Here is a 13,555-nt window from a genome sequence, read left to right as displayed (position 1 = left end):
GGCACCGGGTGCGGCGGCCGCCCGGCGGCGTCGGCGAGCTACGGCTGTCCCGGCGTCAGCGCTCGCATCCGCGCGTCGAGCTCGCGGCGATAGAAGTCGAGGAAGCCGTCCGGGTCGGGCCCGGCGTTCTGCATCACCAGGTGGTCGAACCCGGCGTCCACGAACGGCTGGGCGACGTCGACATACCGCTGCGGATCGGGGCCGCAGGCGAACTGGCCCAGGACGTCCTCCTCGCGCACCGTCGTGGTGGCGGCGGCGAAGTTCGCCGGGTTGGGCAGCTCGCTCATCACCTTCCAGCCGGTCAGCGCCCATCGTGTCGTGTCCAGGACGGCCTGCGCGGCGGTGTGCTCGTCGGCCGCCCACGCCATCGGCACCTCCGCATATCGGGGCCCGGATCCGCCTGCGGCGGCATACTTCTCGACGATCGAAGCCTTGGGTTCGGTCGCGAACAGGCCGTCCCCCCACTCCGCCGCGATGCGCGCGGACGCGCCCCCGCTGGCCGCGACGGCGATCACCGGCAGCTCGTCGGGCAGGTCGAAGACCCGGGCGTCGGCCAGGCTCAGATGCTTGCCCTCGTAGGACTGGTAGCCGCCCTGCCAGAGCAGGTGGATGATCTCCAGCGCCTCGCGCAACCGTTCGTGCCGTGGCGCGACCGTGTCGGGGAACCCTTGTCCCACCACGTGTTCGTTGAGTCGTTCGCCGGCGCCGACGCCCAGGGTGAAGCGGCCGTCGGAGAGCAGCGCGAGCGTCGCCGCCGCCTGCGCGATGATCGCCGGGTGGTAACGCATCGTCGGACAGGTGACCCCGGTCGCGAGTCCGATCCGATCGGTCTGCGCGGCGATCGCCCCGAACGTCGTCCAGGCGAACGGCGAATGCCCCTGGTTGTCCAGCCACGGGTGGAAGTGATCGCTCATCTCCACGAAGTCGAAACCGGCCTGCTCGGCCAGCACGGCCTGGCGGACCAGCTCGGCGGGGCCGAACGCCTCTGCCGCGAGTTTGTAGCCGATCTTCATCCGGTGCTCCACTCCTCGGTATGCCGTCCGGCTGCACCTACCCGCCGGCATACCGGGCAAACAGCGCCGGTCAGGAGCCGGTGACCGCGTCGCTGGCCTGCCCGGGGTCGATGCCCGCGAAGACGATCGTGTCGTGCGCGACCTGCCGCAGCGACCACGCGACCGCCCGCGCAGCCTCCGGCGCGTCGGCCGGCAGCTGCCGGGTGCCCCGAGCGATCCGCACGGCCCGGTCGGCGGCGTCCTGGCGCACGTCGCGGTCCGACGGCGCGGCGGCCAGGCCCTGCAACACGTCACCCAGCTGCCCGATCGCCGGCCGCAGTGACTGCAGCTCGGTGTCGTCGGCGGCGATGATCGCCCGGGTCAACGCCAGGCAGCTGCTGCCCAGCAGGTCCAGCTGACCGGCGTTCTCCTCCTCGCGCACGATCGGCCCCCGGCGCACCCACCACCGCGGGGTACGCCGCGCCGTGTGTAGCGTCAGCTGCCGCGTTTTGCCCAACTCGGTCAGCCGGTCCCGCACGCTGCGCAACTGCTCGACCGCCCGGTCCGCCGGTGTGTCGTCGCCGTGTTCGATGGCGGCGCCGGCCAGGTGCAGCGCCTGCGCCATACCGGCGAGCGCAGCGGATTCGTCCTGGTGCAACAGCTTCAGCGGCGCGGCCGGGAAGAGCAGCTGACTGATCACCAGCGCCACCCCGCCTCCGATCAGGGCGTCGATCAACCGTGCCGGACCGACGCCGGGGGAGTTCGTCGCGACGGTGAGTATGGCGCTCGCCGCCGACTGCGCGATCACCATCCGCGCCGCGCCCAGGACCAGGGCGAGCAGCATGGACACAACCGTGGCGACCGCCAGAGTGACGTAACCGGCACCCATTGCCTCGACGGCGCCCTCGGCGACGACGATGCCGAGGATCACCCCGAGCAACAGCCGCACCGCGTTGGTGCCGCGCTCGCCGCGATGGGTGTTGAGGGCGACGACCGCGGCGATCGGGGCGAAGAACGGCTGGTGATGCTGCACCAGATGCCGCGCGATCACCCACGACACGGTCGCCGCGAAAGTGCCCTGTATGACGGGCCAGCCCCCGGTGCGCACGCGCTGCCAGGCGTCGCCGGTCGCACCCGCGACCAGCCGCCGCCAGTGCACGAGGTCAGCCGGCAGCGGCCCCCGGCGGCTCAAGACGACGACGCGGCCGCGGCCTCCTGCGAAGCGCCTTCCCGGCCGAAGCGCTGCTGCAGGTCGTCGTCGATCTCCGGGAACTCCCGGCCCTTGGTCTCCGGCACCCACTTGGCGATGAAGAAGAGCGCGAACAGGCAGATCACCGCGAAGCACCAGAACGTCTGGCCCAGCCCGATGGTGGTCACCACGGTCAGGAAGATCTGGCTGACGATGAGGTTGGACACCCAGTTGACCGCCGTCGCGGCGCTGGAGCCGGTGGCGCTCGCATTGGGCGGGAAGATCTCACCGATCAGCACCCAGAAGAGCGGCCCCATGCCGACGGCGAAGCCGGCGATGTAGAGCACCATGAAGACCAGCGACAGCAGCGAACTCCACGAGGCTACGAACGACAGGCCCATGATGACCAGGGTCACCAGCATGACGGCCATCGAGAAGAGCAGCAGCTTGCGCCGGCCCACCCGGCCGACGATCCACAGCGAGACGACGGTCATCACCAGGTTGATGACGCCGACGGCCACCGAGTAGTAGATCGAGTTGGAGGCGGTCAGGCCGGTCTTCTCCATGATCGTGGGGGCGTAGTAGATGATCGTGTTGATCCCGCCGAACTGCTGCAACGCGGCCAGCACCACGCCGACGATGAGTGCGGGGCGAACCGCGTGCTGGAAGAGCCCGCGCCAGCCGACCTGCTCGTCGCTGCTCTGCTCATCCTCCAACTCCTGCTGACGCGCCCGCAGCAGTTGCTCGCCGCCGTCGTCGCCCATCATCCGCCGGTAGACCTTCTCGGCGTCGTCGGTGCGGTCGTGGGTCAGTAGCCACGACGGCGACTCCGGAATCAGCACCAGAGCACCGACGAGTATGACGACGGCGGGCACCGCACCCACGGCCAGCATGCCCCGCCAGCTCTGGATGCTGGAGAACGCCAGGTTGACCAGGTAGGCGACCATGATGCCGATGGTGATCATCAGCTGGTTGAGGGTCAGCACACGGCCGCGCACCTGCGCCGGCGCCAGCTCGCCCAGGTAGGTCGGCACGAGCGCGGACGCGCCGCCGACGGCCAGCCCGAGCACCACCCGGCCGACCAGCAGGATGGCGTAGTTGGTGGCGAACACCGCAACCGCGGTGCCGATCAGGAAGATCACGCCGACCATGCCGAGCACCTTGCGGCGGCCGAGGGCGTCGGCCACCCGGCCCTCGCCGAGCGCGCCGATCATCGCCCCGAGCAACAGCACGCTGACCACGGCGCCCTGCTCGGTCGAGGACAAATGGAAGTCGGTCTTGATGAACAGCAGCGCACCGGAGATCACGCCGGTGTCGTAGCCGAAGAGGAAGCCGCCGACGGCGATGATGAACGCCCAGGTCCAGATGCGCCGTGTGCCCGTGCCGGTCAGCTCAACGGCGTCATCGGGCTGCTGGCCCGAGGCCTTCTCGCCGGTGTTCTTCCCGGTGTTCCGCGCAGTGTTCTCCGCGGCGTGGTCCGCAGTGTTCTCCGAGGACGACATGTCATCCCTCCATCCGCGTGACGAACCGGTCCGGAGTGAGCGGCAGGTCACGCACCCGGATCCCGGTCGCGTGATGGGCGGCGTTCGCGATGGCGGCGGCCGCGCCGACGATGCCGATCTCGCCGATGCCGCGCGCGCCCATCGGGTTGGTGTGCGGGTCCGATTCGTCCAGCCAGACCGCCTCGATGTCGCCCACGTCGGCGTGGGCGGCGATGTGGTACTCCGCGAAGTCGTGGTTGACGATGTGCCCGAAGCGCGGGTCCATCACGCTGTGCTCGAACAATGCCATCGACAGGCCCATCGTCATACCGCCGACCAGTTGGGAGCGGGCGGTGCGCGGGTTGATGATCCGCCCGACCGAGAAGACGCCCAGCATGCGCGGCACCCGCACCTCACCGGTGTCCTGGTGCACGCGCACCTCGGCGAACTGTGCGCCGAAGGAATGCGGCGCGAACTCTTCTGCCGCAGGGTTCTCCGGCGTCTCGGCCTCGGCGCTGGCACCCTCGGAGGGGCTGTCCCCGTGCTGGGCGCGAAACTCCTCGGCCGCCGCGACGATCGTCGAACCCCACGAGCTGATGCCGGACGAACCGCCCTCGACCGTGGCGGTCGGCAGGTCGGTGTCGCCGATCTCGAGCAGCACGTGCTCGGCCGGGCAGTGCAGCGCGTCGGCGGCGATCTGGGTCAGCGCGGTCCAGGTGCCGGTGCCGATGTCCGCGGCGCCGATCTGGACGACATACGCGCCATCGGTGTGTCGGATCAGCACCCGGCTGCCCGGCATGGTGTTGGCCGGGTAGGTCGAGCTGGCGACGCCGGTGCCGACCAGCCACTCGCCCTCCCGCCGTATCCCGGGGCGCGGATCACGGTCGGCCCAGCCGAACCGCCGGGCACCCTCGCGCAGGCAGCCGGCCAGGTCGCGGTGGGTGAATGGTTTGCCGGTGTCCGGGTCGGTGTCGGTGTCGTTGCGCAGCCGCACCTCGATCGGGTCGATGCCGCACGCCTCGGCCAACTCGTCCATGGCGACCTCGGGGCCGAACATGCCCGGGCACTCACCGGGGGCGCGCATCCAGAAGGGGATCGGCACGTCCAGCCGGGCGTAGCGGTGCGTGGTGAGCCGGTTGGGTGCGGCATACATGGTGCGGCTGGGCAGCGCCGTCTGCTCGGTGAAACCGACCACGGTGCTGGTCTGGCCGATGGCCTCGTGGCTGAGTGCGGTGAGCCGGCCGTCGTCGCCGGCGCCGAGCCGGACCCTGGAGATGGTCTCCGTGCGGTAGCCGACCAACTCGAACATCTGCCGTCGGGTGAGCGCGAGCTTCACCGCTCTGCCGGGCACCGCGTGCGCGGCGAGCGCAGCCAGCACTGCCGGCGAATGCGGTTTGCCCTTGGAGCCGAAACCGCCTCCGACGTATGGCGATACGACCCGCACGCTGCTCTCGTCGAGCCCGAAGAGCGGCGCGATGGAGGACCGCACCACGTGGACGCCCTGCGTGGAGGTGTGCAGCACGAGCCGCTCCCCGTCCCACTGCGCCGTCGTGGTGTGCGGCTCCATCGGATTGTTGTGCTCGGTCGGAGTGATGTAGGTGTGCTCGACGGTGACGGCGGCGCTCGCGAGAGCGGCATCCACGTCGCCTTCGCTGGTGTCGGTCTCGGCGTTGCCGTCCAGCTTCTCCGGGGCGATGAGGTCGTCACGGTCCGGGTCGAGCAGGGCGTCGTGCGGCTCCTCGTGGTAGCTGACCCGGATCAGGTCGGCAGCTTCGCCGGCGATCTCCGGGGAGACCGCGACGACCCCGGCGATGAGCTGTCCACGGAAGGCGATCTCGTCGGACTGCAGCACCAGCAGCTCGGGGTCGTCGATGTCCGTGAGTCGAAAAGCGTTGTCCGGCGTGATGATTGCCAGCACTCCGTCGACCTGTTCTGCGGCCGAGGTGTCGATTGCGGTGACGCGGCCCTTGGCGATGGTCGACTGCACGGGGTGCAGATAGGCCGGGTTCTCCACCGACTGGTCGTAGGCGTATGGCGCGGCGCCGGTGACCTTCAGGCGGCCGTCGATCCGCTCCAGCGGCGACCCGATCGAGGACGTGGTCATCACTGTGCACCTCCCTCGGCGGACACCAGGTCGTGCAGGGTGCGCACCATCGTGTTGTGCAGCATCGGGACCTTGAAAGCGTTGCCTTCCAATGGATCTGCCTCCTGCAGTGCGGCATCGGCGGCTGCCCGGAAGGTGTCCTCACCGGCTCGGGCGCCGCGCAGCACGTCCTCGGCACGGCGCGCGCGCCAGGGTTTGTGGGCGACGCCGCCGCAGGCGATGCGCACGTCGTCGATGGTGCCGTCCTCACGCAGGTCGAGCGCGGCAGCGACCGAGACCAGCGCGAATGCGAACGATGCCCGGTCGCGCACCTTCCGGTAGGTGGACCGGGCGGCGAAGCCGGTGGCCGGCAGGTCGACGGCGGTGACGAGTTCGCCGTGCTGCAGCACGGTGTCCTGCTGGGGTGCGTCACCGGGCAGCCGGTGAAAATCGTCGAGCGCGATGGTCCGCTCGCCGTCGGGGCCCTGCACGAGGACCGTCGCGTCGAGGCACAGCATCCCCACTGCCATGTCGGAGGGGTGTACGGCGATGCAGTGCGGCGACGCGCCGAAGATGGCCTGTTGGCGCTGGTAGCCCTCCAACGCCGAGCAACCAGAACCGGGTTCGCGTTTGTTGCACGGCGTGGTGACGTCCTGGAAGTAGACGCACCGGGTGCGCTGCAGCAGGTTGCCGGCGGTGGTCGCCAGGTTGCGCAACTGACCGGACGCTCCGGACAGCAGCGCGCGGGACAGGACCGGGAAGCGGCGTCGTACCCGCTCGTCCGCGGCCAAGTCGCTGTTGCGCACCGCGGCGCCGACCCGCAGGCCGCCGTCGGGCAGCTCCTCGATCGTGTCCAGCGGCAACCGGCTGACGTCGACCAGCAGCTCGGGCGCGGTGATGCCCAGGTGCAGGTGATCGACCAGGTTGGTGCCGCCGCCGAGGAACGTCGCGCGCGGGGCCTCCGCCACCGTCGCGATCGCGGTGTCGACGTCGTCGGCGCGGGCGTAGTCGAACGGCTTCATGCCCCGGCCGCCTGCCGGATCGCCGCAACGATGTTGACGTATGCCGCGCAGCGGCACAGGTTGCCGCTCATCCGCTCGCGGATCTCCTCCTCGTCGCAGGCGGGCCGGTCCGCAAGGTCCTCGGTCACGTAACTCGGCTGGCCGGACTGCAGTTCGTCCAGCATGCCGACGGCCGAACACACCTGTCCGGGTGTGCAGAAGCCGCACTGGAAGCCGTCCTGGTCCAGGAAGGCCTGCTGCATCGGGTGCAGCGTCCCGCCGTCCATGAGCCCCTGTGCCGTGACCACGTCGGCGCCGTCGTGGGCGACCGCCAGGGTCAGGCAGGAGGTCACGCGTCGGCCGTCGAGCAACACGGTGCAGACACCGCACTGGCCACGGTCACAGCCCTTCTTGGGCGCCGTCACATCCAGGTGATCGCGCAGCGCGTCGAGCAGGCTGGTGCGTGTGTCCACGGTCACCGAATGCTGCTCGTCGTCGACGGTCAAGGTGATCGGACACTCCATCGGGACTCCTCACGTGGCGGAAAGCTCGTGAGAACCGCTACCCCGGCGCGGGCGGTGCAAAACACGTGTCAGGTGCGGCCCGTCGCGCCCAGCGGGAACCACAGCTCATACCGGCCGGCCGGCAGCACCGCCTGGGAGTACTCGACCGGCCGACCGGCGCGCACGGAACGGCGCACCAGCCGGATCACCGTGCTGTCCTTGGGGATCTGCAGGATGAGCGCCTCGTCCGGGTGGGGTGTGCCGGCGGTGACCGCCTCCTCCCCGGAGTCCGGCGCGATGCCCTGCTCGGCCATCCACTGGAAGGTGCTGGCGGGCGGGTCACCGTGCAGGAGGCTGCGTGCGAGACGCATCGGGAACCACGCCTTCTCCAGCGCCAATGGTCGGCCGTCGCCCAGCCGCAGACGGGAGATGTATGCCGCTCCGGCGCCGGCACGCAACCGCAGGTGTTGTCGTGCCTCCAGGGGCGGCTCCGGGTCGCGCCGCCGGTCCAGCGTGCGCGTCGTCGGATTGAGGTGTGCCTTGTCGAGTTGCGCTGCGAAGGAACCCAATTGGACCCGTAGCGCGATCGGGGCAGGTTGCACGAAGGTGCCCTTGCCGCGCATGGCTCGCAGTCGCCCCTCGCGGGTCAGCGTTGCGATCGCTTCGCGCACCGTCATCCGGGCGACACCCCAGCGTTCGGCCAGCGCACGTTCGGTCGGCAGTGCGGCGCCGCTGTCCAGGTCGTCGATCAGGTCGCGCAGGTGCCGCTCGACCGCCGCGCGCTTGCCGCCGTCGACAGCCGCCGCGACCACCTCATGTGTCATTCGTCGACCGTAATCCAGGCACCCGCCGGGCTTGGCACTGCTCGGGCCCGGACGTGGCGTGGTCAGGAGCAGTAGAGCAGCCCGTGCTGCTCCTTGAGGGTCAGCACCCGATGGATGGCGTGGTTGACCTGCCAGGCGAAGGTGGAGCTGGCACTGACGCGGGCCCGGATCGCGGCCAGCATGGCCGGCACCTCGCTCGGTGCGCCGGTGAGCGCGATGTCGCCGCCTGCCGCGATGAACTTCACGGCCCGGTCGCCGACCGGAAGGTGTTGCGCGGCAACGGCACTCAACGAGTCACTGACGACGACTCCGTGGAAGCCGAGGTTGCCGCGCAGGATCGTCGTGATGATCCGCGAGGAGAACGCGGCCTGGTTGGCCGCGTCGATCTTGGGATACCAGGCGAGGCCGACCATCACCATCCCGGCGCCGGCGCCGATGCCGGCCCGGAACGGCGTCAGGTAAGAGTCGGTCGCCGTCGTCGTGTTGTCGGTGATGCCCGTGCTGGAGGTGTCGGTGTTGTTCGCGATGCGGCCGAGGCCGGGGAAGTGCTTGAGGGTGGCGATCTCGCCGCGCGAGTTGAGCCCGTGCACGATGTTGGTCACCGCACGCGACACGGTCGACGGCGTGTAGCCGTACTCCCGGTAGTAGTGGCCGATCGGCCCGTTCCGGGTGCCCAGCGACTGGGGCACCGTGTCGGTCACCGGCGCGAGCTCGACGTTGACGCCGACGTCGCGCAGCTGCTGCCCGACGGTGGCGCCGGTGCTGGTCTGGTGCGACGACGACCAGGTGCCCTGGGTGAGCGCGGTCGGGAGCCTGCTGAATCCGGTGCCGGTCAGCTGCTGCACATAGCCGCCCTCCTGGTCGGCCGCGATCAGCATCGGCACTCCGTCGGTGGCGGTGGCCGTCGCCCGCCGCTGCAGCCCGTCCGAGGTCTTCCCGACGGTGCCGTTGCCGCTCCAGCCCTCGAGATAGACGACGTTGCCGACGTGGTAGCCGGAGACGAGTCCGTGCACCGTGGTCTGGCCGGAGGTGGTCATCCCCACCATGATCAGCTGGCCGAGGCGCTGCGGCACCGTCATCTGGTCGTAGGTCTTGGTCACGCAGGCCGACCCGGTCACGCCGAAGCTGAGCAGCGCCTTCCAGCTGAGCATGTCCACCACCCCGGTGGCGTCCAGGTGCCGCGAACTCTGGAAGCGCCTGACCGCGCTCAGCGTCGCGTTGCCGAAGACGCCGTCCGCGCCGGACGACCCTACCGAGTAGCCGTGCTGGATCAGCAGTTGCTGGACCAGTTTCACGCAGCTGCCGGTCATGCCCGAGTAGGTCACCGGGTGTGACGGGCAACTGGCCAGTGCCGCCCGGCGAATGCCGCCGGCGTGCGACGGCGGCGCACCCGCGAGCGTCATACCGGCTGCCGCGACGGCGAACGTCGTGCCCAGCACCAGCGGTCGGCGTGTGCAGATCTTCATGACGTGACTCCTCCGGTGAGTGCTCCACCCAGAAGGACGTCCCAGCGCCACGCCAGGTTGTGGCCCGGCATGCAGGTGACACGCAGGCTCGCTTGCCACTGTGAAGTGGTGAAGGGTGTGTGGTGAGGCACCGCGATGTACCAACTCGCGGTGGGCCTTGCGGTCGGTGCGGCGCTGCTGATCGCGGTGGGCGCTGCGCTCCAGGCACGCACCGCGGTCGGCGTCCGGGACGCGGCGGACAGCCGGATCCGCTTCCTGCTCGGCCTCATCCGGCAGCCCGGCTGGCTCGCCGGTGCCGTCGCCGGGGTGTGCGGCGTGGGGGTGCACGTGGTCGCGCTCAGCCTCGGCCCGGTCAGCGCGATCCAGCCGGTCGGGACCGTGGGGCTGATCTTCGCCGTCGGCGCACGATCGGCGCTGGACCGCACCCGGCCCAGCGTGCGGGCGATGACCGGTGCCGGCGTCGTCATCGTCGGACTCGCCGCCTTCCTGGTCGTGCTCCCGGCCGGGGAGGGCAGCATCCAACTGCCGGCCCGTGAGGCGATCGGTATGGCGGTCATCGCGCTCGGCATCGCCGGCGGCTCGCTGGCCCTGCCGCGCGCCCGGGTCGGTGTCGACGTGCGTGCCGCCGCCGTGGCGGCCGGTGCCGGCGCGTCGTTCGGCGTCGCGGCGGCGGTGATCGGCGTCATCGGCCGCCGGTCGGCGCGCGACGTCGAGGCGGTGCTGGACTGGCCCACCGTGGTGGCGGTCGTGCTGCTGGTGGCCGGTGGCGTCGCACAGCAATATGCCTATGGGCTGGCCAGATTCGCCGAGGTGTATGCCGTGGTGCTGGTGGCTGACCCGTTCACCGCGGCCTTCACCGGCGTGGTCGTGCTGGGCGACCCCATCCCGGCCGAGCCGCTCCAGCTGGCCTGGCTCGCGCTCGCGGCCGCGCTCACCACGGCCGGCGTCGTCGTTCTGTCACGGGACCACCCGGGTCACACGCGGAACGCGCGGGTCGCGTGATGCGCATCCTGCTGGCGACCGACACCTACCCGCCCGATGTCAGCGGCAGCGCCGTCTTCGTCCGCCGGCTGGCCCGCGGCCTGGCCGGGCTCGGTCACGACGTGCATGTCGTCTGCTCGTCGGACAATGGACCGACCAAGCTGGTCGTCGACGACGCGGGCGTGCGGGTCCACCGCCTCTCCTCGCTGCCGTTGCTGATCCGGCCGCCGCTGCGCTTCGCCAACCCCTTGGGCACCCGGCGCCGGCTGGCCGAATTGATCGCCGACCTCCACCCGGACGTGCTGCATGCGCAGGACCACTTCACCATCGGCAGGGCGGCGATCCGCGCCGCCGCCGATCGTGGCATTCCGGTCGTCGCGACGAACCACTTCATGCCGGAGAACCTCACGCCATACGTCCCGGCGCCCTGCCGGCCGCTGCTGACCCGCGCCGCGTGGGCCGACTTCCGGCAGGTCTACCGGTGCGCCGACCGGCTCACAGCACCCACCCCGACCGCTGCCGCGCTGGTCCGGCGGCACGGTCTGCCGCAGCCGGTCGAGCCGATCTCCTGCGGTGTCGACGTCGACACGTTCCACCCGCGCGCGGTCGCCGGCGTGGCCCGCCGGGCCATCGGCGTCCCCGACGTACCGACCATCGGGTATGTCGGAAGGCTCGACGCCGACAAGCATCTCGCCGAACCGATCCGGGCGCTGTCCCGTCTCGGCGCCGGCCTGCCCGCGCAACTGGTGCTCGCCGGTTGCGGCGCGCGCCGGCGGGCCCTGGAGAAGTTCGCCGTCGACGCCGGCGTCGCAGACCGGGTGCACTTCCTCGGCTTCGTGCCCGATGAGGTCCTGCCGGAGGTGTATGCCGCCTTCGACGTCTTCTGCCTGCCCGGCATCGCCGAATTGCAGAGCATCGCCACCCTGGAGGCGCTGGCGACCGGATTGCCGGTCGTGCTGGCCGATGCCGTCGCGCTGCCGCATCTGGTGGAGCAGGGTGCCAACGGGCTGCTCTACCCGCCGGGGCACATCGACGAGCTGGCCAGAGCGTTCACCACCTTGCTGACCTGCGACCGGCGCGCGATGGGGGCGGTCAGTCGCCGGATCGCCGAGCGGCACGCCGCCGGCCGCACGGTGGCCAGGTTCGAGCAGATCTACCGGCGGCTGTTGCCCACCGCGGTTCAGCCGAGCGCACGATGAATGCCGTGACGTCGCGGACCGTGCCGCCGCGCCATACCGATCAGCGTCTCCTGCAACGCGTCGTCGGTGTCGTGCACCGAGCCGAGCATCCGGTAGCAGTGCGCATGGAGCTCGGCCCGGTGGCGTTCCACCAGGAGCGCGAAATCGGTTGCGTGGCGGCCGGATTCAGTCGGTGTCTTGCACCACCATCAGGGTGTGCCCGCTGGGGTCGCGGAACCAGAACATCGGCGGCACGGGGTCGCCCATCCGGGACACCTCGGCGTCCACGTCGACGCCGGCCGCGAGCATGTCGGCGTGCGCGGCGTCGATGTCACCGGTGGTGAGGGTGATCCCGGTCTGCGCCGGCTCGACGGTGGAACCCTCCGGTGGCGGGGCGAGCGCGATGCCCGTCGACCCTTCCGGCGGATACATCTCGATCCACCGGTAGCCGCCGCCGAAGGGCGTGTCGGTGCGCTTCTCGAAACCGATCGACTCGTAGAACGTCACGGCCTCGTCCTGCTTCGGTGTCGTCAGGCAGACGAGGCTGATGCCGCGCAGTGCGGTGTTCGTGGTGGGCATGGGGACCTCCTTGTGCAGAAACATGCTGGCACCACCTGCGGCTCCTGTCACCGGCACAACCCATCGAAGCGCCCCGGCGACTTCGGCTGCGATGCTCGGCATCACCACCGTCTGTGGCAGGCTGGAACGTCACTGTGAAAGGGGCCTCGCCCCCGACCCCGTCGGTGGCACGCCACGAAGGAGCAGGAGCCGAGGGCCGATGAAGCATCTGGATGACGACCCGCTGGTGATGTTCGCCGAGATCACCCGGCACCTGGCCAGTCAACCCACCGAGCAGGCGGTGCTGGACCAGGTCGTGGCGCTGGCCCTCGAGGTCCTGCCCGGCTGCGACGACGCCGGGATCATGCTGCTCACCGACAAGCGGGACGTCGAGACCGCCGCGGCGTCCGGGCAACGGGTCAAGGACTCCGACGCCGCCCAGGCACGCGTGGGTGAGGGCCCGTGCTTCGACGCGGCGGTGGATCTGCACGACACCAATCAGTCGTTCCGGTGCCGGGACACCAGCACGGAGACGCGCTGGCCCGCCTATCTGCCGACGGCTCGGGCCCTGGGCGTGGGCAGCATGCTGGGATTCCAGCTGTTCCACCACGAGCGGACGTTCGGCGCGTTGGACCTCTACAGCGACCGGCCGGGGGCGTTCGATGCCGACACCGAGCGTCTCGGCTGGGTGCTGGCCTCGCACGCCGCCGTCGCGTTGATCGCCGCCCGGACCGACGCACAGATGCACGGCGCGCTGCAGAACTCGCGGATGATCGGTCAGGCGATCGGGATGATCCGGGAGCGGTATGCGATGCCCGAGGACCAGGCGCTCGCCGTACTGCGGCGACTGTCCCAGGACAGCAACCGGAAACTCAAGGACGTCGCCGAGGTCCTCGTGTCCACCGGCCAGCTGCCGGACGCCACGGGCTGAGCCGACCGGGTCGGGGGTGTGTCGAAAGTCTGCCCTGGGGAGAGTTTGGTACGGGTGTCGGGCCCCGGGTGTGCCGGAAGTCTGCCTTGGGGAGGGTTTGGTACGGCGTCGGCCGGCATACCTGGTCGTTTCTCGACCCTGGGGAGGGTTTGGTACGGGTGTCGGGGTCGGGACGGCGTCGGCCGGCATACCTGGTCGTTTCTCGACCCTGGGGAGGGTTTGGTACGGGTGTCGGGGTCGAGGTGTGCCGATGTCTGCCCTGGGGAGACTTTGGTACGGCGTCGGCCGGCATACCTGGTCGTTTCTCGACCCTGGGGAGGGTTTGGTACGGGTGTCGGGGTCGGGGTGTGCCGATGTCTGCCCTGGGG

13 protein-coding genes are annotated in these 13,555 nt (G+C 70.5%); 3 read left to right on the top strand and 10 right to left on the bottom strand.

Going from position 1 to position 13,555, the window contains the following annotated elements:
• Positions 1–38: 38 nt before the first annotated feature.
• The 8 genes from ACYVBN_RS10225 to ACYVBN_RS10190 all read right to left on the bottom strand — a co-directional run bounded on the left by ACYVBN_RS10225 (position 39) and on the right by ACYVBN_RS10190 (position 9,539).
• The gene (locus ACYVBN_RS10225; RefSeq protein ID WP_440283337.1) at positions 39–1,013 is read right to left on the bottom strand and encodes a TIGR03557 family F420-dependent LLM class oxidoreductase; all 975 of its coding nucleotides are present in this window, start codon (positions 1,011–1,013) and stop codon (positions 39–41) included.
• 70 nt (positions 1,014–1,083) lie between these two features.
• Positions 1,084–2,184, bottom strand: coding sequence for an FUSC family protein (locus ACYVBN_RS10220; RefSeq protein ID WP_460600421.1), 1,101 nt, complete (start codon positions 2,182–2,184; stop codon positions 1,084–1,086).
• Positions 2,181–3,683, bottom strand: coding sequence for an MFS transporter (locus tag ACYVBN_RS10215; protein WP_460600420.1), 1,503 nt, complete (start codon positions 3,681–3,683; stop codon positions 2,181–2,183). Before ACYVBN_RS10215 ends, ACYVBN_RS10220 begins: the two co-directional genes overlap by 4 nt.
• A 1-nt stretch (position 3,684) precedes the next feature.
• Positions 3,685–5,766 (bottom strand): xanthine dehydrogenase family protein molybdopterin-binding subunit, encoded by a 2,082-nt coding sequence (locus tag ACYVBN_RS10210; RefSeq protein ID WP_460600419.1) that lies wholly within the window; start codon positions 5,764–5,766, stop codon positions 3,685–3,687.
• A complete protein-coding gene (locus tag ACYVBN_RS10205; RefSeq protein ID WP_460600418.1) occupies positions 5,766–6,767 on the bottom strand; it encodes an FAD binding domain-containing protein in 1,002 nt (333 codons plus the stop codon). Before ACYVBN_RS10205 ends, ACYVBN_RS10210 begins: the two co-directional genes overlap by 1 nt.
• Positions 6,764–7,270, bottom strand: coding sequence for a CoxS/CutS family dehydrogenase iron-sulfur subunit (locus ACYVBN_RS10200; RefSeq protein WP_460600417.1), 507 nt, complete (start codon positions 7,268–7,270; stop codon positions 6,764–6,766). The genes ACYVBN_RS10205 and ACYVBN_RS10200 overlap by 4 nt, the downstream gene beginning before the upstream one ends.
• A gap of 68 nt (positions 7,271–7,338) precedes the next feature.
• Positions 7,339–8,073 (bottom strand): GntR family transcriptional regulator, encoded by a 735-nt coding sequence (locus ACYVBN_RS10195; protein ID WP_460600416.1) that lies wholly within the window; start codon positions 8,071–8,073, stop codon positions 7,339–7,341.
• 62 nt (positions 8,074–8,135) lie between these two features.
• A complete protein-coding gene (locus ACYVBN_RS10190) occupies positions 8,136–9,539 on the bottom strand; it encodes a glycoside hydrolase family 3 N-terminal domain-containing protein (protein WP_460600415.1) in 1,404 nt (467 codons plus the stop codon).
• Between the two features lie 135 nt (positions 9,540–9,674).
• Between ACYVBN_RS10190 and ACYVBN_RS10185 the strand changes: the two genes are divergently transcribed.
• Together ACYVBN_RS10185 and ACYVBN_RS10180 are read left to right on the top strand one after the other, a co-directional pair.
• Entirely contained in the window at positions 9,675–10,541 is an 867-nt protein-coding gene (locus ACYVBN_RS10185; RefSeq protein WP_460600414.1) for a DMT family transporter, read from the top strand.
• A complete protein-coding gene (locus ACYVBN_RS10180) occupies positions 10,541–11,719 on the top strand; it encodes a glycosyltransferase family protein (protein WP_460600845.1) in 1,179 nt (392 codons plus the stop codon). Before ACYVBN_RS10185 ends, ACYVBN_RS10180 begins: the two co-directional genes overlap by 1 nt.
• On the opposite strand, the gene ACYVBN_RS10175 is transcribed toward ACYVBN_RS10180, so the two are convergent.
• Both ACYVBN_RS10175 and ACYVBN_RS10170 read right to left on the bottom strand, forming a co-directional pair.
• Positions 11,701–11,850: a sigma factor gene (locus tag ACYVBN_RS10175; RefSeq protein ID WP_460600413.1), complete on the bottom strand. Its 150-nt coding sequence runs from the start codon at positions 11,848–11,850 to the stop codon at positions 11,701–11,703. The two genes, ACYVBN_RS10180 and ACYVBN_RS10175, sit on opposite strands and share 19 nt — an antisense overlap.
• Before the next feature lie 34 nt (positions 11,851–11,884).
• Positions 11,885–12,277, bottom strand: a complete 393-nt coding sequence (locus tag ACYVBN_RS10170; protein WP_460600412.1) for a VOC family protein — start codon at positions 12,275–12,277, stop codon at positions 11,885–11,887.
• 199 nt (positions 12,278–12,476) lie between these two features.
• On the opposite strand from ACYVBN_RS10170, the gene ACYVBN_RS10165 reads away from it, so the two are divergent.
• Positions 12,477–13,187 (top strand): GAF and ANTAR domain-containing protein, encoded by a 711-nt coding sequence (locus ACYVBN_RS10165; protein WP_460600411.1) that lies wholly within the window; start codon positions 12,477–12,479, stop codon positions 13,185–13,187.
• The last annotated feature ends 368 nt before the right edge of the window (positions 13,188–13,555 follow it).

Source organism: Flexivirga lutea (assembly GCF_054778955.1).
Note: the sequence above shows the minus strand (reverse complement) of the source record. Positions and strands in the feature narration are given on the sequence as shown.